Here is an 18874-nt window from a genome sequence, read left to right on the forward strand (position 1 = left end):
ATTAACAGCACAATCTGTATATAATAAAATTGACCGGATAACAGATTTTACGTATGCAAACCCTATATCTTCATCAAGACAGACAGCAAAAAAAATATTGAAAAAAATTTTCATTTAATAAGGAGAAAAATTTGAGTAAACAAATAAGCAGAAAAATAAATAAAGTTTATGTTGTCGCTGCTTGTAGAACCCCCATCGGAAGAATTGCCGGCAGTTTAAGTAATATGAGTGATGTCAGATTAATGACTTGTGCATTTGAAGAGGCAGTCAGAAGGACCGGTGTACCCTCATTAGATATAGACAGTGTATATGTAGGATGCTGTTTTCCTCAGGAACCATATAACTTGGCCCGAAAGGTTGTATTAGATTCCAGTCTTCCTGATGAAATTCCGGCTACGACTATTAATAGAACTTGTTGTTCCTCTATGGAAGCTTTCATTCAGGGAGTGAGAGAAATTATGGTTGGAGATGCACAAACGGTGCTTGTGGGTGGGACTGAAAATATGAGTAAAACCCCTCATATTATGAGGACCATGATCAAAAAACTTCGTGCGAAAACAAATTCTGTATTACCTGAACTCCATGAGCTGAAAGAAATAAGAGCAGATGAATTGGGGATCTGTGCAGAATTATCTGCAAATGAGCATCACATCACAAGAGAAGAACAAGATGTTTATGCCTATCAATCCTACCTAAAAGCAATGGAAGCAAAAGAAAAGGGTTATTTAAAGAAAGAGATTTTTCCCGTTGAGGACGATAACTTGAATATAATTCTGGCAGAGGATGAAAATATTCCTGACTATATCAGTTACGATATGTTACAGAAAGAAGAGCCAATATATATAAGAAACGGTACTATTACCAAGTTAAATGCCACTTCAATAAATGATGGATCAGCGGCTATGGTGTTAATGTCCGAAAATAAAGTAAAAGAACTTGGTATCCATCCAATGGCAGAATATGTTGACAGTGAATCCGTTGGAACTCCTTACAGAGAATTTGCTATAGCACCTAAAATCGCATTAGAGAACTTAATGAAGAGAAATGATCTTACAATAAACGATTTAGACTTGATCGAATATAATGAAGCTTATGCTGCACAAGCGTTGTTGGCAAATGAGTTAATAAAAAAGCATAGTAAAATCATTAATGTCAATGGAGGAAGTTTGGCAATTGGGCATCCTGTTGGATGTACCGGGCTGAGAATTTGTGTGACGTTATTATTTGCAATGCAAAGATTAAACCTTCGTATTGGAGCAGCAAGCTTGTGCGGCGGCGGTGGAGTAGGACAATGTGTTCTGTTTAGAATGTAATTAACTATTAAAATAAGGTGAAGAATGTTATAAGGAGGGAAAAGAATTGTTAGAAAAAAAATATAGAGTAGCAATATTAAATTATCCATTAATGAATCCTAATCTTAAGATTCATGATTATGTAAATTACATTTTTACACGACCAAAGGCAGAGCATAATTTTTCTACCCCCTTATATATACATATTCCTTTTTGCAATAAAATTTGCAATTTCTGTGTTTACAGCAGGCAATTTGTTGATAAAAACGATGTATTACTTGATAATTATGTTGAAAGTCTCATTAAAGAAGTTAAGATATATGCAAAGGATTCTTATGTCCAATCTTTGAAAATTAATGCTGTATTCTTTGGTGGTGGAACACCAACGAGCTTGTCATCAGGTCAATTAAAGAAAATTATTATGGCTTGTAAAGACTACCTTCCTCTTAATACAAAAGCTGAGATAACTGTAGAATGCGATATAAAAAATACGGATGAAGAAAAAGTGGTTTTCTTAAAAGAATGCGGCGTCTCAAGAATTAGTACAGGAGTTCAGACCTTTAATCCTGAATTTAGAAAATTACTGGGGTTAAATACAACTGCCCAGGAAGCCATTGACTGGATCCGTATGGTTCAAAAATATAAATTTGATGTTTTATCCATAGATTTAATGTATGGGCTGCCGGGCCAGAAGCAGCAGCAATGGAAACATGATTTGGACATTAGTACATCCCTGGACTTAGATCATATGTCTATATACGAATTATGCGTGCTGGCAGGTTCTAAATTTTTTGGTACATTTTCGAATGATGAAATGAGAAAACTACCGGAACAGGAAGAACTTTATAAGATGTATACTTTGGCAGATACAATACTGAAAGAAAAACACTACAATCATCATATTATTCCAGAATATTACAAACTAGATAAAATCCCTCAGTTTTGGGAGGATACATATGATGGGTATGGGGACAATCTGTCCGTTGGAGCTTCCAGTTATGGATATATTAACGGCGTTAATTATCAAAATTTGGTATCCATTCAAAACTATATGAAACAGACAGAAGAAGGAAAGCTGCCAATTCAGATGGTAAGTAAAAGAGCATCAAAAGAACAAGAAATGGAAAGAAGTATTCTTTTAGGGTTAAGAAGAAAATTTGTGGATAAAAACATATTTTATAATCAATATAACAGAGAAATAGGAGAAGTATTTGGTAACATTATACAAAACCTAATGAAAGAAAAATTGATTATTGAAGAACCTGACCGATTTGTATTGACTCAAACAGGAGAATATTATCAGAGCGATATCAGCAGCTTATTTATGGTATCAACTTTTAAGAATGTTACAACATTTAAAAAGAGACTGTCTATCGGAAACCATATAGCTCCCGAAGCTTTATGATAGTAATAATAATTGGAGTAAATAAAATGGATAAATTAATCCCGCTGCACGAGGAACATAGAAGCTGTCTGGAAGATATTTTAGTATCAATTGCAGTTTTTTTAGAAAAAGAATATGAGATAATGTATACAGAAGCCTGGAACTTTAATTATCTGGAGTGGACGATCCTAAATCCAGGAAATTACGGTACAAGAATTTCTGAAGGTGAAGATAAGACCTTGTATTATTTGAAAGTATATCAAGGAATTGAGATGAAATATAGAAAAGAATTAAATAAATTTTCTGATATAATAATGGAAATTAAAAAGAATGATAATAAGAATAATCCTATAATTGTTTATTTTAACGAATTTTATTGTCCGGTCAGTAAATATTATAACTTAGAGAATCGTTTACAACCATATCTAATTATAGGATTAAATAAAAATCAAGAGTATATTCAGATTTGTAATCCCAATACTAAAAAAATAATACAGAACATATCTTGTAAAGATTTTGAGAAAGCTTACAGATACCATGTAATAGTAGATAGTAATAATTCCTATATTAATAATCCTGATTTTTATAATCTGGTAACGTTATCTGCTCGTAAAATGTTAAATGGTTGTAAGAATAAATTTGACCAAATGAGATTTTTAGCAGATGATTTGAGTGTCGTTTTTGATTTACAACTAGAGGGTACCATTAATATGGATAATACCGTTCAATCAGAAATTTTAAATACTTTTACATATCTCACTAGAAGAAGAGAACAATATTCAATATTTATGAATTATATTAGTAATAAATATGATAAAGGAGCATTAGAGTTTGCTGATTTGATGCATACTGCATCAAAAAACTGGAATATAATTACTAATTCTATGCTGAGAATATTTATAACAAAAGACTGGGATAGTAAAAAGGAATTTGTAGCGAATAAAATCAAATCAGTAGCTGATTTTGAAGAGAATGTGGCTATTAAAATATTGCAATATTTTAAATAAATATATTTTAGATGAAACGGGTCTGGTGAAAAATTAGACAATAATTCTTAGGAGGTTCATGTTATCTTAGATATAAATTCATATATACAAAAATTACTCTTTTTTGATCATACATTATTAAAACATATTATAAACGAAGAGGAAAAGAGGGTAGGTGTAAATCCTTCAATAGGATTAGAAGCTGGAAAATTATTGAGTTTTTTATGTTATACTTTAAATGCAAAAAGAGTATTAGAATTTGGTACATGTTTAGGATTCTCATCTATTTGTATTAGTAATGTACTCAAAAAGACAGGGGGAAAGCTAATATCTGTCGAAAAAAGTAAGGAGATGTATCAGGAAACAAAAAAAAATTTGGATTCTGCAGGAGTATTAGAGATGGTGGAGTTAATAAACGATTCGGCGGAAAATGCCGTTATGTATTTAAAAGAACCATTTGATATTATATTGCAGGATTCATCTAAACAGGCATATATAACGACATTGGAAAGGTGTATTAATTTACTGCGTACAGGAGGAGTATTAGTTGCGGATGATACTTTATTTAAACCAATGGGAATGCCTAAGCAAATGAGTGATCCGGTAGATGAATATAATCAGAGAGTGTTTCATGATAATAGACTATACAGCACGATTTTACCCATCGGTGATGGTATTACCTTAAGCGTAAAATTATAATAGATTTAGGGAGTGAATTCGTTGTCAATAATTTCAATAAAAGAGATTAAGTTACCGGAATATAGTTTTTACTATCCATCTGGTATTTATTTTAGAAGGGATACCGGTGATTTTTATATTGCAGATATGCATAATCATTGCATAGTAAAATGGAATATTAATAATAATAATTTTAATGTATTATCCCGGAACGTAAAAAATGGAGGTCAGATAGGATTACCTTTGGCAATTAGTTATTCTAGACTTTTCGGTATCATCGTAGCAGATGCAAGAAATAATATGGTTTACCAATATGATGATTGCAATAATTATTGGGAACCTGTCTTAGTAAACAATTCAGAACTTATATTACCCACAGGGGTATCATCTGATAAAGAAGGAAATATTTATATAAGTCAGGTATTAGATAATGCAATTATCAGACTGGGAGCGGATAGAAAAATTCTAAAAATTATTAGTAGCAAGCAACATGGATATAAGGATGGTTTGTTGCAGGAAGCCCTAATAGACCGTCCGTTTGGGATATATTACGATTCAGGTAAATTATATATTGCAGATGAACAAAATAGTAAAGTTAGATATATAGAATTGGCAAATAATAAAATATATACATTAAAATATTCAAGTAAGATTGAAATAAGATCACCGATTGCAGTTACAGTATCATCTAATGGTAATATCATAATTTGTGAAAAGCGCAGAATGTTGGTGTATTCTTGGAAAACAAAAGAGCTGTCAATACTTATTGACAGAACAATTTGGCGAAATTTAAAAAACGACTTCAGCTTAAGTACCAGCTTGTGTTATATTGGCGCAGTAACTTTTGGTATTGATAACCGGGTATTTTGGCTAGATACGATAAAAAATGCATTCTACGAAATGGTAATATCTATATAAAGGATAAACGTAAGAAAAATGAAAAATTATATAGAATTTAAAACTAATTTTTTATACTATATGTCGATAGAAAATAATTTTGATCAAGATTTGTACTATCGATTATTAGCATTTTGCGATAAAGATAAACAAAATCGTATAAATTCTATGCGATTCAATATTGATAAAAAGTTAAGTCTATATTCTGACATTCTTATCAGAAAATTATTATGCAATGCAATCAATATTAAAAATAAGGAATTACAGTTTTATAAAAATAAATACGGAAAACCTTTTGTAAAAAATACTAGTATAAATTATAATATTTCACACACTCATAATGCATTAGTTGTGATATTTTCTGAATCTGAAGTTGGTGTAGATATTGAGGGTATTAAGGATGTGGACATAAAAATAGCAAAAAAATATTATACAGAGGAAGAGTATAATTATGTAATCTTAAAAAATTCTAATCAACATTTTTATGAGATTTGGACAAAGAAAGAAGCATTTGTAAAATATGTGGGTAATGGTTTAAATATTTCATTTAAATCTTTTAATACTTTATCAGATGACATAAATTGTAATATGACTACATTTTTATTGGATAAATATTTAATTTCTGTATATGGAAAGAAAAAGTTTGATCGAAAAAATTTAATAAGACTTAAGGAAGAATTTATGAAAGAAATTTATTTTTAAAACAAATTGTAAAGGAGATTTGAATTAGTGCATAATTATAATGATAAAAAAATTTTAATTCTTGGAGCAGGCCATATAGGTTTGGCAATTAGTGAGAAGATTATACGGAAAAATCCGAAAGAAATAATTGTTTTTAATAGAACTATGGAAAAGGCAGTTTTATCAAGAAAAAAATTAAAAAAAATTAATCCTGATATTCCTGTCAATATATTATATGGTAATGTATTTCGTCCATTTAATATCATGGATAAAAAAACTTTAGAGAGTGTAGACTATTACAATTTGAGACGATTTTATTCCTATGATAAAATTCAAAAATATAAAGAGACTGCTTTGTATAATATATGTAAAAATTCAAATCCTGATATAATAATTGATTGTATTAATATGTCAACCGTTTTAGGAAGTAATTTTACTATCTTTGAGAAAAAACAATATAAAGAAAATGAAGAAGAATATCTTAGTATGAAAATAATTCCGGTTTTAATTACCTATGTTGAAAGTTTGAAAAAGTGTTTTGATGACTTCAAAGTTGATAAATATATTAAAATCTCAACTACTTCGTTAGCTGGAATGGGCGTTAATATGCCATATACTCATGGTGATAATAAGAGGGATCTTTTATCTGATAATCTATGGGGAAAAGTAGCTTCAACAGGTATTCTTCATCAATTTTTGTGGAATCTCTCTCAAACTCCCAGCTACGATGTTAGAGTAATTGTTCCTGCAACATGTGTGGGTTGGGGAGAGATTATAGATGATAAACATAATTATTCCAAAGAAGTTTCAAAAGAATGGGTATCTGATGATAATATTGAATCGGTTATTATGGCTGGAGAAAATAAATGTTATTCCTTACAAGAAGTAGCGCTTATGACTGCTGTTGGACAGATGGAATCAATCAGCAAAGAGGAAGTAGCAGATGTAGTTGTAGAAAATATTGATGGTAAATCAACTGGAGATTTATTGTTTATGATGAATCAGGCATTGTTAAAATCCAGTTATTTAGGAAGAAAAAAACGTGATGATATATTAAGCACTATGGCCCATAAGAAGAATGCAATAGTTACAGGGAATTTAGGAGATAAAGTAACGAAAGATCTATGTATAGTCTACTCAGTTTTGTTAAACTATCATTGTAATATCAGCAAAATTTGCGAAGAAGATGTTGAAATATGTGGAAAGGAGATATATTGCAACATATTAAACAATAAAAATCATCTCAACACTTTACAAAATATGCAATTTAATATTATATTATATGACAGTGATTTGAATATTAAATTAACAAATCATTATATACCTAAGGTATTGGATATTGATTTAAGATATGATAATATAATAGTTTATATTGAAAAAATAAAAAGATGTTGTAAAGATTTATATATTGAGAATTTAAATAATATAGATATCTTAACAGGAGAGATTGTTGCATCTATTTACAATAATGAGTTGAGAAGGTAAGAGAAAAAGGATTCATACCAGTGACAGGCATAGAGTTTGTAATTGTAGAGTCAGGTTTTTCCAGTCCAACCTCAAAATTCATATTAGACTGATTAAATTTTTTAAAAAATAGCCTTAAACCCTTGTCCGTTGTTGGCTATGGTAAACGAATTAAATAGAACTTAATTATCTTGATTAGTGAAAAATCAATCGTGTTTATCTTTTTCAACATCATAGGCGAGTAGACATTGGAGAGATTCTATAAAAACTACTACTCACGAGGTATACAATTGTTGTTGAAATTTGATGTGACACTCAGTTGTCTCATTACAAAGATATACTATACAGGGTGATAAAAATGCAGATAAATAGATTATTTGAAATAATTTATATCTTGCTCAACAAAAAAACGATTACAGCAAGAGAATTAAGTGAATATTTTGGGGTATCAAGACGTACAATTTGTCGTGATGTAGATACATTGAGTCTGGCAGGAGTTCCAATTTACACAGAGCGAGGCAGGGGAGGAGGTATCAGCCTTTTGCCGGATTTTGTGCTGAATAAATCCATATTGAATGAACATGAACAAAACGAAATTTTATCCGCACTGCATAGTCTTTCTAATATTAAGACTGATGACACGAGTCAAATATTGCGAAAGCTGTCAACAATATTTAATAAAACAACAATAAACTGGATTGAGGTGGATTATGTTGGATAGAGTCACGAAAATGACTATTTTAATGATTTCAAACTTGCCATTTTAGAACGGCGCATTTCTAAATTTGATTATTACAATAGCCGAGGTGATAAAAGCATCCGCCGCGTTGAGCCAATACAGCTTTGGTTTAAGTCTAAATCCTGGTATCTAAAAGCTTTTTGCCTGACAAAGCAGAGTATGAGATTGTACAAATTATCGAGAATTAAAAATCTTGTGGTGACAGATGAGTATTTTAACGAGAGAGATTCACTTGCCATTTCGTACAACCCAGTACAGGAAAGCTTTCGTGACCAGCAGAAGGAAACAATCATTCTTCACATAGAGGCAGAGATGGCATCCCGCGTGTATGACGATTTTTATGAAAGCATGGTGGATCAGCAGCCGGATGGAAGTTTTATAATAACTGTCGAGTGGCCAGAAGATATTTGGCTGTATAACTTTATATTATCCTTTGGAACATACATAGAGGTTCTAGAGCCAAACCACCTCCGAGGTATCATAAAAGAACAGGCGCACAAAATTTCTCAAAAGTATCTATAGGGTTTGGATTATAGAGTTTGGAAAACTTCTTTGGTTTTTTGTGGTTAGAAGACAGTACAATGGGAGCATTCGTTCTTACTTTGCTTAGCCCCAGGTTTTATACTGGGGCTAAGTCTAAAGATATTGTAATTATTTAGTCTAATGTGACTGAAGATGGTCTCATTGGCCGGTATGGTCTCTGGGGAGGCCTCGGAGGCCGTGGAGGTCCAGGAGGCCTGGGTGGCTGAGGAGGTCTCGGAGGCCGTGGAGGTTGTGGAGGCCTTGGAGGTCCAGGAGGCACAGGAGGTCTCGGAGGCCTTGGAGGTCCAGGAGGCACAGGAGGTCTCGGAGGCTGAGGAGGTCTTGGAGGCACAGGAGGTCTTGGAGGTTGTGGAGGCCTTGGAGGTCCAGGAGGCACAGGAGGTCTCGGAGGCCGTGGAGGCTGTGGAGGTCTTGGGGGCCTCGGAGGCTGAGGAGGTCTTGGAGGTCCAGGAGGCACAGGAGGTTGTGGAGGCCTTGGAGGTCCAGGAGGCACAGGAGGTCTCGGAGGCTGTGGAGGTCTTGGAGGTCCAGGAGGCACAGGTGGCCTTGGAGGTTGTGGAGGTCTCGGTGGCTGAGGTGGCCTTGGAGGTCTCGGAGGCACAGGAGGCCAAGGCGGTATCGGAAGTATGGAACTTCTTTGAACTGCTACCCAGAAAGCATTTGATTGAGGGGGGATACTTGCCGTCATAACTGGTGAAAATGCGACATTTACCACAGAACCTCTTTGAATGCAGCATAAGCATATGCTTTGTCCAAAAGAATTTACTACAATAGTCTGATTGCTGAGATTTAACCTAATGGTTTGAATAGAAATTGTATTATTAATTTCCGGTACAGAGTAAGAGACGAGTATGCTTCCATTAGAGTTATTAAAACAAGAAACATCTTCTACGAAGGCATTATTAATTCGCATAATGTTTCCCTGTTGAAACATAATTCCAGGAGGATCATTATTCATGTATGTGCACCAATAGTTATTTTATAGCATTATATGCACTTATTGCTGACATGTGAGTTTCTGCTGACAGGACTTGTCTATGGATTAGTAGTGACAGTTATCATTAAAATTCAAATAAGCCCTGGCATATAGTACCCAGGGCTTACCTATAAACGAATTTTAACTCTTTAATTTTTTCTTTGGATTTCATCATGTGCTTCCAAAATCCCTCTCTTCACAGCTACCTTAATTATCCAGTACAATAATATAGCGCAGCCCACAAATATGCACGCATAAATCAAATACATGATCATAACCAATGCCATATACATTCCTCCCTAGTAATATCTTATTTTTTGATTATAAGTTATAAGGGAAATATTGTCAAAGTGTTTGGCGTAGCATTAACAATGTTTTTTCCATATCTCGTACTCATGGAATCTTGATGGTTTAATACGATTAAGATATTTCATACACATCATGCTCTTTATAACGCATTCCGCGAAGTCCCCACAGCATTCCGATTTGATTTAATTTTTCTTCTTTGTCATTTTCAAGAAGACAGAATCTGGTACCGCGCTGGCGTTCCCGCTGAGAATTAATCCAGCATCCAAGCCGAAAACCGTCTTTTGTAACGTAATCTAAAGGAACATTTAAGTTACCGTAAGTTTCATAATACAGTTTGGCATCCTGATACCACTCCATCCATCCGCGGCGGTTTCTAAGCTTCCAGCTAATGCCCAATTCTTCCAGCTTTAACCGCTGGCGGCTGTCCATTTTATTTTGCCAATACCGCTTTCGCTGATAGCTGATCCATTCCCCAAGAGGCAGCTGCTGGTAAATTATATTCCGTGGAATATCTAAATTGCCATTTTCTTTGTGGTAGCTTTTGCAGCAGTTATACCAGGTATCCCATTCTGTTCTTATTTCCAGAGTCCAGATCATTCCAATCTGATTCAGCAGGTATATTTTTCTTGCATCTATCCGATAGGTTCCTTTTTGGCGGTAGGCAGCCCGTTGTCTTTCAATCCAGCGTCCCAGCAAAAAGCCCCCTTCTGTTTGGTATTTAGTAGGTATTTTTAATGTTTTATTGGCTTCGTAATATTTTTTTGCTAATTGATACCACTCGTCCCAGGATAGACGTGTGTAAATTCGATTACTTTTTTGATTCATAAATTTTCACGCCTCATTTCTCTTTTGCTTACCATTTTGCATCAACTTTAATTTAAAAAAAGTATAGCATAAGAAAACAGCAGGAGATCAGCGTTGTATTGAATAGCATCTTTTATGCTATGAATCGACTATTTATGCAAGAAAATATTTCTAAAATAAAAATGAGGTTGCACTGTGACAATGAAGAAAATTATAGTATAATACAATGGAGTTCGTGAAGAGTGAGTCTGAAAATACAGTTTTTGGATATTCAGTGAAATGTACAGGAATAAAATGTCCGACTGATGACAAAGAAAAATATGACAGATAAAATTTACCCCATAAAAGAGGGAGGGCCAGTATCTATAGATACTGGCGAGTTATGAAAAAGATTATTAACTAAGTATTTGGTTTTACAAGTATTACTATAAAGCTTAGATATGAATATTTTATGACTGTCCGTTAAAAGAATTGTAAAAGAATTAAGTGTAAATGTGAACAAACCCTTTTATAAAGGTTTATGCAAGGAGATTTATTGAAGAATGAAAGAAATTTTACTGTTAGAAGATGATGAAGTATTGAGTTCCGGAATTATTATGGCGCTGAGCAGAGAAAATTATCGGTTTACCCAGTGTTTTACCATAGCAGCGGCAAAGGAAGCAATGAACAGCCAGACCTTTGACTTACTGGTACTGGATATCAATCTGCCGGATGGCAGCGGTTTTGTTCTATGCCGGGAAATACGTAAAAACAGCAAGGTTCCCATCATCCTTTTGACTGCAAGAGATATGGAACTGGATATTGTAGCTGGGCTGGAGTCCGGCGCAGATGATTATATCACGAAGCCATTCAGTCTTATGGTATTAAGAGCCAGGGTGAATGCGCTATTCAGGCGTTTTGAACCGGATGAAAGTCCGGGAGAATATATGATTGATGCATTTGTATTTAATTTTACCAAGATGGAGTTTTATAAAAATAATATACCCATTGAATTAAGTAAAACGGAGCAGAAGCTGCTGTATTTATTTGTGCTGAATCAAAATATTACTTTATCCCGTACTACCATGCTGGAGCGCATCTGGCCAGATGGAACAGAATACGTGGAGGATAATGCCCTCTCGGTAACGATTCGAAGACTGCGCGATAAATTAGAAGACAATCCGTCGAAACCGGAATATATAAAGACGGTATATGGTTTGGGCTATGTGTGGGTAAGCTGAATGATGCCGGCAGTTGTTTATCTGGCTTGAAAATATGAAATGGAGAAAGTATGGAAATACTAGTAATTGTCTGCGGCATCATTGTATTCCTGACTGTGGCAGCAGCGGCAGGGATAATATTGTGGTACCGTAAGACGACTAAGAAAATGATGCAGACGGTATTAGACAGGATTAACGATGCCATAGCGGGCAATTATAGCCAGACAGTTTATGATGAATCTATGATGTCTGCAATTGAAGAGCGGCTCAATCAGTTTCTGGAAATTTCCACGGAAACGAAACAGATAACCGCTAAAGAAAGGGATACCATTAAATCACTGGTATCGGATATATCCCATCAAACCAGGATCCCTTTGTCCAATATTCTGTTGTATTCACAGATTCTGCAGGAAAGAAGATATCTGCCCGAAGAGATAATGGGAATTGTAAACCAGATTCAGAATCAGGCAGATAAGCTGGACTTTTTGATTAAAGCCCTGGTGAAGTCTTCATATCTGGAGAATGAACTGATTTCAATTACAGCCCAACCGGAACAGATAGATAAATTAGTGCTGTTGTCATGCCAGGAAGTGGAGATGCATGCACTACAGAAAGAAATGGTAATCGAGTACGAAGAATGTGGATTATCCTGCAGCTTTGATTTAAAGTGGACCCTGGAGGCTGTGAGTAACATATTGGACAACGCAATTAAATATTCGCCCTCACAAACCAGAGTGATTATAAGAGTTATTCCCTATGAGCTGTTTTATAGAATTGATATCCAGGACTCGGGAATTGGCATTTCAGAAGAAGAACAGGGTCTGATCTTTCAGCGTTTTTATCGTTCACCTGAAGTACAGAAAGAGAAAGGGCTTGGAATAGGACTGTATCTTGCCAGAGAAATTATAGTAAGGCAGGGCGGTTATATCAAAGTGATCTCAGAACCGGGGCAGGGGGCTTTGTTTTCCGTGTTTTTAAGCCGCAATTAGCCAGCGGTAATCTTATAATCTTACAAAACTGTCATCTTTTAGAAAGGTCCCGGAAAGAATTATCTGATATGATTCTTCTGTAAGGTAAACAGATGGCGAGAAAGAATTTTCAAACGCGCTCTAAGCAAGGAGGATGAAAGATGTGCATTTTACAGACCAAAGACTTAAAAAAATATTATGGAGCCGGTGAGAATGTGGTAAAGGCGCTGGATGGAGTTGATCTTTCCATTGAAAAAGGGGAATTCGTATCTATAGTGGGAAGTTCTGGAAGCGGTAAATCTACACTTTTGCATATGCTGGGAGGTCTGGATATTCCAACTTCCGGAACAGTAACTGTAGACCGGACCAATCTGTCCAGTATGACAAAAGATGAGCAAACCATCTTTCGGCGGCGCAAGATTGGTTTTGTATTTCAGAATTATAATCTGCTTCCCCTGTTAAATGTTTATGAAAACATTGTTTTGCCGATTCAGCTGGATGGGGTGAAACCGGATAAAAATTATATCAATGAAATTTTGGACATCCTGGGGCTTCAGTCTAAGAAGTACGCCATGCCCGGGCAGCTTTCCGGCGGGCAGCAGCAAAGAGTGGCAATGGCAAGAGCATTGGCTACGAAGCCGGCAATTGTACTTGCAGATGAGCCTACCGGGAATCTGGACAGTAAATCCAGCCAGGATGTGCTGGGATTGATTAAGATCACCAGTGAGCGTTTTTGCCAGACCATTGTTATGATTACACATAATAATGAAATTGCGCAGATGGCAGGACGGATTATACATTTAGAAGACGGTAGAATCTATGTAAGAGGACGAATATGATCCGGGTAGAAAATAAAAAGGTAATTGCAGGCCTGGCAAAGAAAAATTATTTTCAGAATTGGAAAAAAAATATATTGATTATTGCAGCCATCATCTTAACGTCATTTATGATAACGGCTGTCTGCAGTATCGGATTGAGTTATTGGAATGCAATTTCTTTAAGGAATGTAATGATGAATGGAATGATATTTGATGTGAGCCTTCCGGCACCTACAATAGAACAGGTGAAAAAAGCAAATTCCATGGACGAAATTTTGTATGCCGGTATTACCGTAGAAAGTGCAGTGATTGATAAATATCAGGATAATGAAGTGAATATACCCTTATCCTGGAGTGATACAACGAACTGGGAAAAGCAGTGCGTACCCGTTTACGAATTCATAGAAGGGAGGTATCCCCATAATGAAAACGAGGTTATGTTATCTACCCAGACCTTAAAAAGAATTGGCATAGATATGCCTGAAATCGGGATGAAACTGCCAGTGTCTTATTTTATACTGTCAGAAAAAGAAACTTCTCTTGAAAAAACGTTTGTACTGTCCGGATTTTACAGGGATTACTCCGGACGCTCCCAAGGTTTTATTTCCAGGAATTTTTATGAAAAATCAGGAGCAGATCAAACGGTTATGACTGAGGGTTCTTTAAGAATAACATTAAAAAATCATCTGTATTCCGTTAAAGATATTAAAATGCTGGAAGATAAATTGTCTATAGAAGGAAGGCAGATGTTATTCGCAGATTATTATCTGATGGAAGACTTTATTAAATTTGTGGCTGGAATGCTGGGAGTGTTTATCCTGATTGTTTTAAGTGGTTATTTATTTATCTATAATGTACTACACATCTCGATTGCCAAGGAAGTACGGTTTTTTGGACAGTTAAAAACAATTGGGACAACTTCAAAGCAGATCAGGAGTTTTGTACATAAGCAGGTACTGTGGAATTCTTTGACAGGCATACCCTTAGGGATGATCCTGGGCGCATTGGTATCGTTTTTGATTGTACCGGCTGCGTTGGAATTGGCAAATCCCACCCTTCAGTTTAAGAAAGCAGTGGTATTTCATCCTATCATTTTTACGGGGACGGCACTGTTTACCGGGTTGACTATTTATTTCAGCAGCCGGAAACCTGCAATCATAGCAGGAGATATTTCACCGGTTGAAGCAGCAAAATATTATGGTATGGTATCTCCTCACAGGAATAAAAACAGTGAGAATGGAGGGAAACTGACATACATGGCATGGAGGAACTTGTTCCGGGAGAAGAAGCAGGCAGTTATTATACTATCTTCTTTTTTTGTAACACTTACAGCCTTATTGGTGATTACAACCCTGGTAAATGGAAGCAGTACAAAGCATGTTCTGAATACGCTGAAAGATTTTGATATCCGAATTTTAAATTCTTCCGTTGTGTATAAGAAGCCGGTTCAAAGAATACAGCCAACTATCATCCAGCAGATAAAATCCATGGAGGGTGTTGCTGGAGTCCGGACAGTCAGCTCTGCTGAAATAATGATTCCTTACGAAGAAGATATTTTAAAGGAATATTTGTCGAGGCTAGAAGAGATGCCCATTGCCAGAGGAGATTATGAGGAGCAGATGATCCTTTATAAGGAAGGAAAAGATACAGATTTATTTACCGGCAGGATTGTGGGCATTGATGAGGCAGAATTTGATTTTATAAATAAAAGAATGGATGGTACCCTAAATAAAGAAGCCTTTTTGTCAGGTGATATCGGTTTTATCAGTCCCTTTCTTATGGGAAGCCCCGTTACCGAGGCAGTGGGGAAGGAACTCGTTTATCAATTAGATCAGAATAATGAACGAAAACAGTATCAGATAAAAATAGGGGCAGAAATTCCTGATGTTACATTTTTTTCCAGTGGATATTTACCGAGTATCATAATCAGTGATGGACTGGCTGAGGAAATACTAGGCGAGCCTGTTACCGAAATATTAAAGATTGAATATGATGAGCCGTTTAATGACGAATTGGATAAAAGCATAAGGGCACTATTTAAGGGTGAAAAAAACGTTACGGTAGAGTCAAAATTTGACAGCTATGATGAAATGAAGCAGTCTGAGACTCAGCTGAAAATCCTCGGTGGCGGTTTGGGGATAATCCTTACCCTGTTAGCTATTTTGAACTATTGCAATATGACTGCTGCAGGGATAGAAAACAGGATAAAAGAGTTTGCAGCCCTGGAAAGTATTGGTATGACTGCGGTACAAATCAGAAAAGTATTGCTGATCGAGGGCGCATTGTATGGAGTTGTATCCTTCTTTTTTGTAATGATTCTGGGAATTCCAATAGATTTTGTCATATACCATGCCATGAACCGTTACAGAATTCCTTTTCAGATACCGGTTAGATCTACGCTTGTTGTATTTGGTGGTATTTTAATTGCCTGTATTTTTGTTCCGCTGGTGATTTATCAATTTTTGCATAAGGAGAATATTGTTGAGCAGCTGCGGGACATGGAATAGAAATGCCGTAAACTGTAAAAAAGATAGCTCCGGTTGTTACGCCGGAGCCGGTAAAATGGTACCCGGTTGTGCGGACCGGGTGTGAGTTATGAAATATATTAGCCATTAGCTAATATAATTTAAATCTATCATATTCTACGGGAGCATTCAAACAAAATCGTTCGACAAAATATTCCATAAAACGACAAATATCTCCTGCAGATCGGGAACAGAGGAACTATCGGGACAAATCTTCAATAAGGGTATCTTCCGTCAGACCGGAGATCACGGCTATTTTTTCATTCACCATACTGCGGAAGCAATTGGGGAGATGTTCTCGATGTGCTCGGTGAATTGCTACGCATTCTACACATTTTCCGTGATATTTGCAGGGCTTTTTGCAGGAGCAATGGTCTTGTGTCTTCAATGACTCCCGGAGTTCTTCTACGAATTCATCCTGGATTTTGGTGCCTTCCTGTCGGTTGCCCTTATGAAATTCCTTCATGGCTTCTTTCTCTTTTGCATGTCCGTCAATTATCATAGTATGTACAGCTCCTTTTTTCTTTCATTATAAATCACATACCGGCAATTGTCAAAATTGTATAACTATGCAGGCATTACAGCCATAAAAAATCTTGTAATTATATATTCGGTGAGCTATAATTATAACATCAGATAAAATTAATTACCGGGAAGCATTTCAAACAGTTCGTGATAACAAACAGGAGGAATTGAGATGAAAATAGAAACAGTAGAAAATATGTGTGGCGGAAAAGGACATGTTATAATCAAACATATCCTTGGTGAAAAAGAATTAAATGGCAAATGCGGTCTTTACGCAGAGGTAACGATTGAACCTGGAAGTACCCTGGGGTACCATGAACATCATGGTGAGAGTGAAACGTATTATATTTTATCCGGAACAGGTGACTATGATGATAATGGAAATGTACGTCCGGTAAAGGCAGGAGATGTTACATTTACACCGGATGGTTCGGGACATGGACTGGTAAATACGGGAGATTCGGATCTTGTATTCATGGCTCTGATTATTATGGATTAAAGGCAGCAGGAAGAAAAATAAATAAATGGTTTATTCAAATACTTCTGAACTTTTCAGGAGTATTTTTTAACATAATAGTTGCAATACAAAGTTATTGGATGTTAAAACTGGTTATCTCAGATAGTTGAGCGAGCATGGGTGTTATTCTTCACCAAGTATCTTTTTTAACTGGAAAGCGGCAACGCTGAGGGGGTATTTTGTGTTCTCTACAAGACAGATATTGCGCGGCGGGATTTCTTCCGCAACCCGTATTTCAAAAACTTCTTTTTCTTTCACTGCCCTTGCGGCAAATTCTTCCGGAATAAAGCCGATTCCCAGATCATGGGTAACCATGGGGAGTATCAGGTCCGTGGTAGCGACTTCGATATCCGGCTCCAGATAAAGCTTGTGAGAGGAAAAGATTTTTTCATAAAATGCAAAAGTTGTGGTTCCCCTGGACAGTGAGATCAGAGGATATTGGTTTAAATCTTCCAGATGCAGTACCTGGTCTCTTAAATGTCTGAAATGCTTCCCTGCAATTAATATCTCCCGAAAAGGCAAAAGTGTTGTCTCTTGTAAGGGGGTGTAGGCATCTGTGGGTGAAGTGACGATGGCAAAATCAATTTTGCCGTATTTTAAATGATCGATTGCTTCCGGGGTTGTGACATTTTGAATCAACAGCTTAATATTGGGGTACATGGAGTGAAAGCTTTTTAGCTTCACCAGCAGGAAGCCATGCAGAGCCGTTTCGCTGGCACCAATGCGGATTAGACCATCCTGGAGGTTGGAGATATCTTTTAGAGATTTTTCTCCGATAAAGATTTCTTCACAGGCTCTACGGACATGGGCATATAATTCTTCTCCTTCATGTGTCAGTGATACGCCTTTTTGGGAGCGGACAAACAGCTTACAGTGCAGTTCTTCTTCCAGCAGTTTAATGGTTCGGGAAATAGACGGCTGGCTGGACATAAGAAGATTTGCAGCCTGGGTAATGCTTTTGTATTTTGCAACATAGTAGAAAATTTTATAGTATTCAAAATTTGCAGACATGTTATTTTCCTCCATAGAATATTGTTATGGACACTATATAATAATATTATTTTATTTTATATCTCGGGAATAGTATAATACGATTTGTACAAAACAACAAGCATTTATTGACATATCACTGTAGGCGCCGGCATTGCTAATGCAATATAACAGAAAGCGAAAATGCAGAAGACAGGAGATATGGCAGCAAAGGAAATAGGAGGAATATATGAATACATATGGTCTTGAAAAATTAGGCATTATGAATCCAAAATCTGTTTACCGCAATTTAAGTCCAGCTCAACTGGTTGAAAAAGCACTTATCAATGGAGAAGGCAAATTAAGCAGCACAGGTGCTCTCGTAGTCACTACCGGAAAATATACGGGACGTTCTCCGGAGGATAAATTTGTAGTAGATTCTGAAGGAATCCATAATGATATTGCATGGGGAAAAGTAAACCGCCCAATCAGTCAGGAAAAGTTCAATGGGATTAAAGGGAAGTTAACTGCTTATCTCCAAAATCATGAATTATATATATTTGATGGTATGGCAGGTGCAGATCCCTCTTGTACAAAGAA

19 protein-coding genes and 1 pseudogene are annotated in these 18874 nt (G+C 35.9%); 16 read left to right on the forward strand and 4 right to left on the reverse strand.

Annotated elements, in window-relative coordinates; all coding sequences use genetic code 11:
- The first annotated feature begins 131 nt into the window (after nucleotides 1-131).
- The 10 genes and pseudogenes from ACH2DQ_RS25000 (at nucleotide 132) to ACH2DQ_RS25045 (ending at nucleotide 9354) form a co-directional block, all read left to right on the forward strand.
- Nucleotides 132-1313, forward strand: coding sequence for a thiolase family protein (locus tag ACH2DQ_RS25000; RefSeq protein ID WP_394915576.1), 1182 nt, complete (start codon nucleotides 132-134; stop codon nucleotides 1311-1313).
- Nucleotides 1314-1359: 46 nt separating this feature from the next.
- Nucleotides 1360-2697 (forward strand): coproporphyrinogen-III oxidase family protein, encoded by a 1338-nt coding sequence (locus ACH2DQ_RS25005; protein ID WP_394915577.1) that lies wholly within the window; start codon nucleotides 1360-1362, stop codon nucleotides 2695-2697.
- Between the two features lie 26 nt (nucleotides 2698-2723).
- On the forward strand, nucleotides 2724-3683 hold the full coding sequence (locus ACH2DQ_RS25010) for a hypothetical protein (RefSeq protein WP_394915578.1): 960 nt from the start codon (nucleotides 2724-2726) through the stop codon (nucleotides 3681-3683).
- Nucleotides 3684-3767: 84 nt separating this feature from the next.
- On the forward strand, nucleotides 3768-4361 hold the full coding sequence (locus ACH2DQ_RS25015; RefSeq protein ID WP_394915631.1) for an O-methyltransferase: 594 nt from the start codon (nucleotides 3768-3770) through the stop codon (nucleotides 4359-4361).
- 21 nt (nucleotides 4362-4382) lie between these two features.
- On the forward strand, nucleotides 4383-5258 hold the full coding sequence (locus ACH2DQ_RS25020) for a hypothetical protein (RefSeq protein WP_394915579.1): 876 nt from the start codon (nucleotides 4383-4385) through the stop codon (nucleotides 5256-5258).
- Nucleotides 5259-5276: 18 nt separating this feature from the next.
- The gene (locus ACH2DQ_RS25025; protein WP_394915580.1) at nucleotides 5277-5939 is read left to right on the forward strand and encodes a 4'-phosphopantetheinyl transferase family protein; all 663 of its coding nucleotides are present in this window, start codon (nucleotides 5277-5279) and stop codon (nucleotides 5937-5939) included.
- 27 nt (nucleotides 5940-5966) lie between these two features.
- Complete coding sequence (locus tag ACH2DQ_RS25030; protein ID WP_394915581.1) at nucleotides 5967-7403, forward strand: hypothetical protein; 1437 nt, start codon at nucleotides 5967-5969, stop codon at nucleotides 7401-7403.
- A 337-nt stretch (nucleotides 7404-7740) separates the two neighbouring features.
- The gene (locus tag ACH2DQ_RS25035) at nucleotides 7741-8103 is read left to right on the forward strand and encodes a helix-turn-helix transcriptional regulator (protein ID WP_394915582.1); all 363 of its coding nucleotides are present in this window, start codon (nucleotides 7741-7743) and stop codon (nucleotides 8101-8103) included.
- A 27-nt stretch (nucleotides 8104-8130) separates the two neighbouring features.
- Nucleotides 8131-8643, forward strand: a pseudogene (locus ACH2DQ_RS25040) (helix-turn-helix transcriptional regulator); the annotation flags it as partial.
- 219 nt (nucleotides 8644-8862) lie between these two features.
- On the forward strand, nucleotides 8863-9354 hold the full coding sequence (locus tag ACH2DQ_RS25045) for a hypothetical protein (protein WP_394915583.1): 492 nt from the start codon (nucleotides 8863-8865) through the stop codon (nucleotides 9352-9354).
- Between the two features lie 435 nt (nucleotides 9355-9789).
- Here ACH2DQ_RS25045 and ACH2DQ_RS25050 read toward each other — a convergent pair whose 3' ends face one another.
- Both ACH2DQ_RS25050 and ACH2DQ_RS25055 read right to left on the reverse strand, forming a co-directional pair.
- A complete protein-coding gene (locus ACH2DQ_RS25050; RefSeq protein ID WP_394915584.1) occupies nucleotides 9790-9933 on the reverse strand; it encodes a DUF6019 family protein in 144 nt (47 codons plus the stop codon).
- Nucleotides 9934-10060: 127 nt separating this feature from the next.
- Complete coding sequence (locus ACH2DQ_RS25055) at nucleotides 10061-10774, reverse strand: helicase associated domain-containing protein (protein ID WP_394915585.1); 714 nt, start codon at nucleotides 10772-10774, stop codon at nucleotides 10061-10063.
- Between the two features lie 521 nt (nucleotides 10775-11295).
- On the opposite strand from ACH2DQ_RS25055, the gene ACH2DQ_RS25060 reads away from it, so the two are divergent.
- The 4 genes from ACH2DQ_RS25060 to ACH2DQ_RS25075 all read left to right on the forward strand — a co-directional run bounded on the left by ACH2DQ_RS25060 (nucleotide 11296) and on the right by ACH2DQ_RS25075 (nucleotide 16245).
- The gene (locus tag ACH2DQ_RS25060; protein WP_394915586.1) at nucleotides 11296-11973 is read left to right on the forward strand and encodes a response regulator transcription factor; all 678 of its coding nucleotides are present in this window, start codon (nucleotides 11296-11298) and stop codon (nucleotides 11971-11973) included.
- Between the two features lie 50 nt (nucleotides 11974-12023).
- Entirely contained in the window at nucleotides 12024-12941 is a 918-nt protein-coding gene (locus ACH2DQ_RS25065; RefSeq protein ID WP_394915587.1) for a sensor histidine kinase, read from the forward strand.
- 140 nt (nucleotides 12942-13081) lie between these two features.
- Entirely contained in the window at nucleotides 13082-13759 is a 678-nt protein-coding gene (locus tag ACH2DQ_RS25070; protein ID WP_394915588.1) for an ABC transporter ATP-binding protein, read from the forward strand.
- Nucleotides 13756-16245, forward strand: coding sequence for an FtsX-like permease family protein (locus ACH2DQ_RS25075; RefSeq protein ID WP_394915589.1), 2490 nt, complete (start codon nucleotides 13756-13758; stop codon nucleotides 16243-16245). The genes ACH2DQ_RS25070 and ACH2DQ_RS25075 overlap by 4 nt, the downstream gene beginning before the upstream one ends.
- Before the next feature lie 217 nt (nucleotides 16246-16462).
- Here ACH2DQ_RS25075 and ACH2DQ_RS25080 read toward each other — a convergent pair whose 3' ends face one another.
- Entirely contained in the window at nucleotides 16463-16765 is a 303-nt protein-coding gene (locus tag ACH2DQ_RS25080; protein WP_394915590.1) for an LPS biosynthesis protein, read from the reverse strand.
- Nucleotides 16766-16960: 195 nt separating this feature from the next.
- On the opposite strand from ACH2DQ_RS25080, the gene ACH2DQ_RS25085 reads away from it, so the two are divergent.
- Entirely contained in the window at nucleotides 16961-17287 is a 327-nt protein-coding gene (locus ACH2DQ_RS25085; protein WP_394915591.1) for a cupin domain-containing protein, read from the forward strand.
- Between the two features lie 141 nt (nucleotides 17288-17428).
- Here ACH2DQ_RS25085 and ACH2DQ_RS25090 read toward each other — a convergent pair whose 3' ends face one another.
- Nucleotides 17429-18316 carry a LysR family transcriptional regulator gene (locus tag ACH2DQ_RS25090; RefSeq protein WP_394915592.1) on the reverse strand — a complete coding sequence of 296 codons (888 nt, stop codon included), beginning with the start codon at nucleotides 18314-18316 and terminating at the stop codon, nucleotides 17429-17431.
- Nucleotides 18317-18524: 208 nt separating this feature from the next.
- On the opposite strand from ACH2DQ_RS25090, the gene ACH2DQ_RS25095 reads away from it, so the two are divergent.
- On the forward strand, nucleotides 18525-18874 hold a 350-nt coding region (locus tag ACH2DQ_RS25095; protein ID WP_395028606.1), incomplete at its 3' end, for a phosphoenolpyruvate carboxykinase (ATP).

Source organism: Robinsoniella sp. (assembly GCF_034124845.1).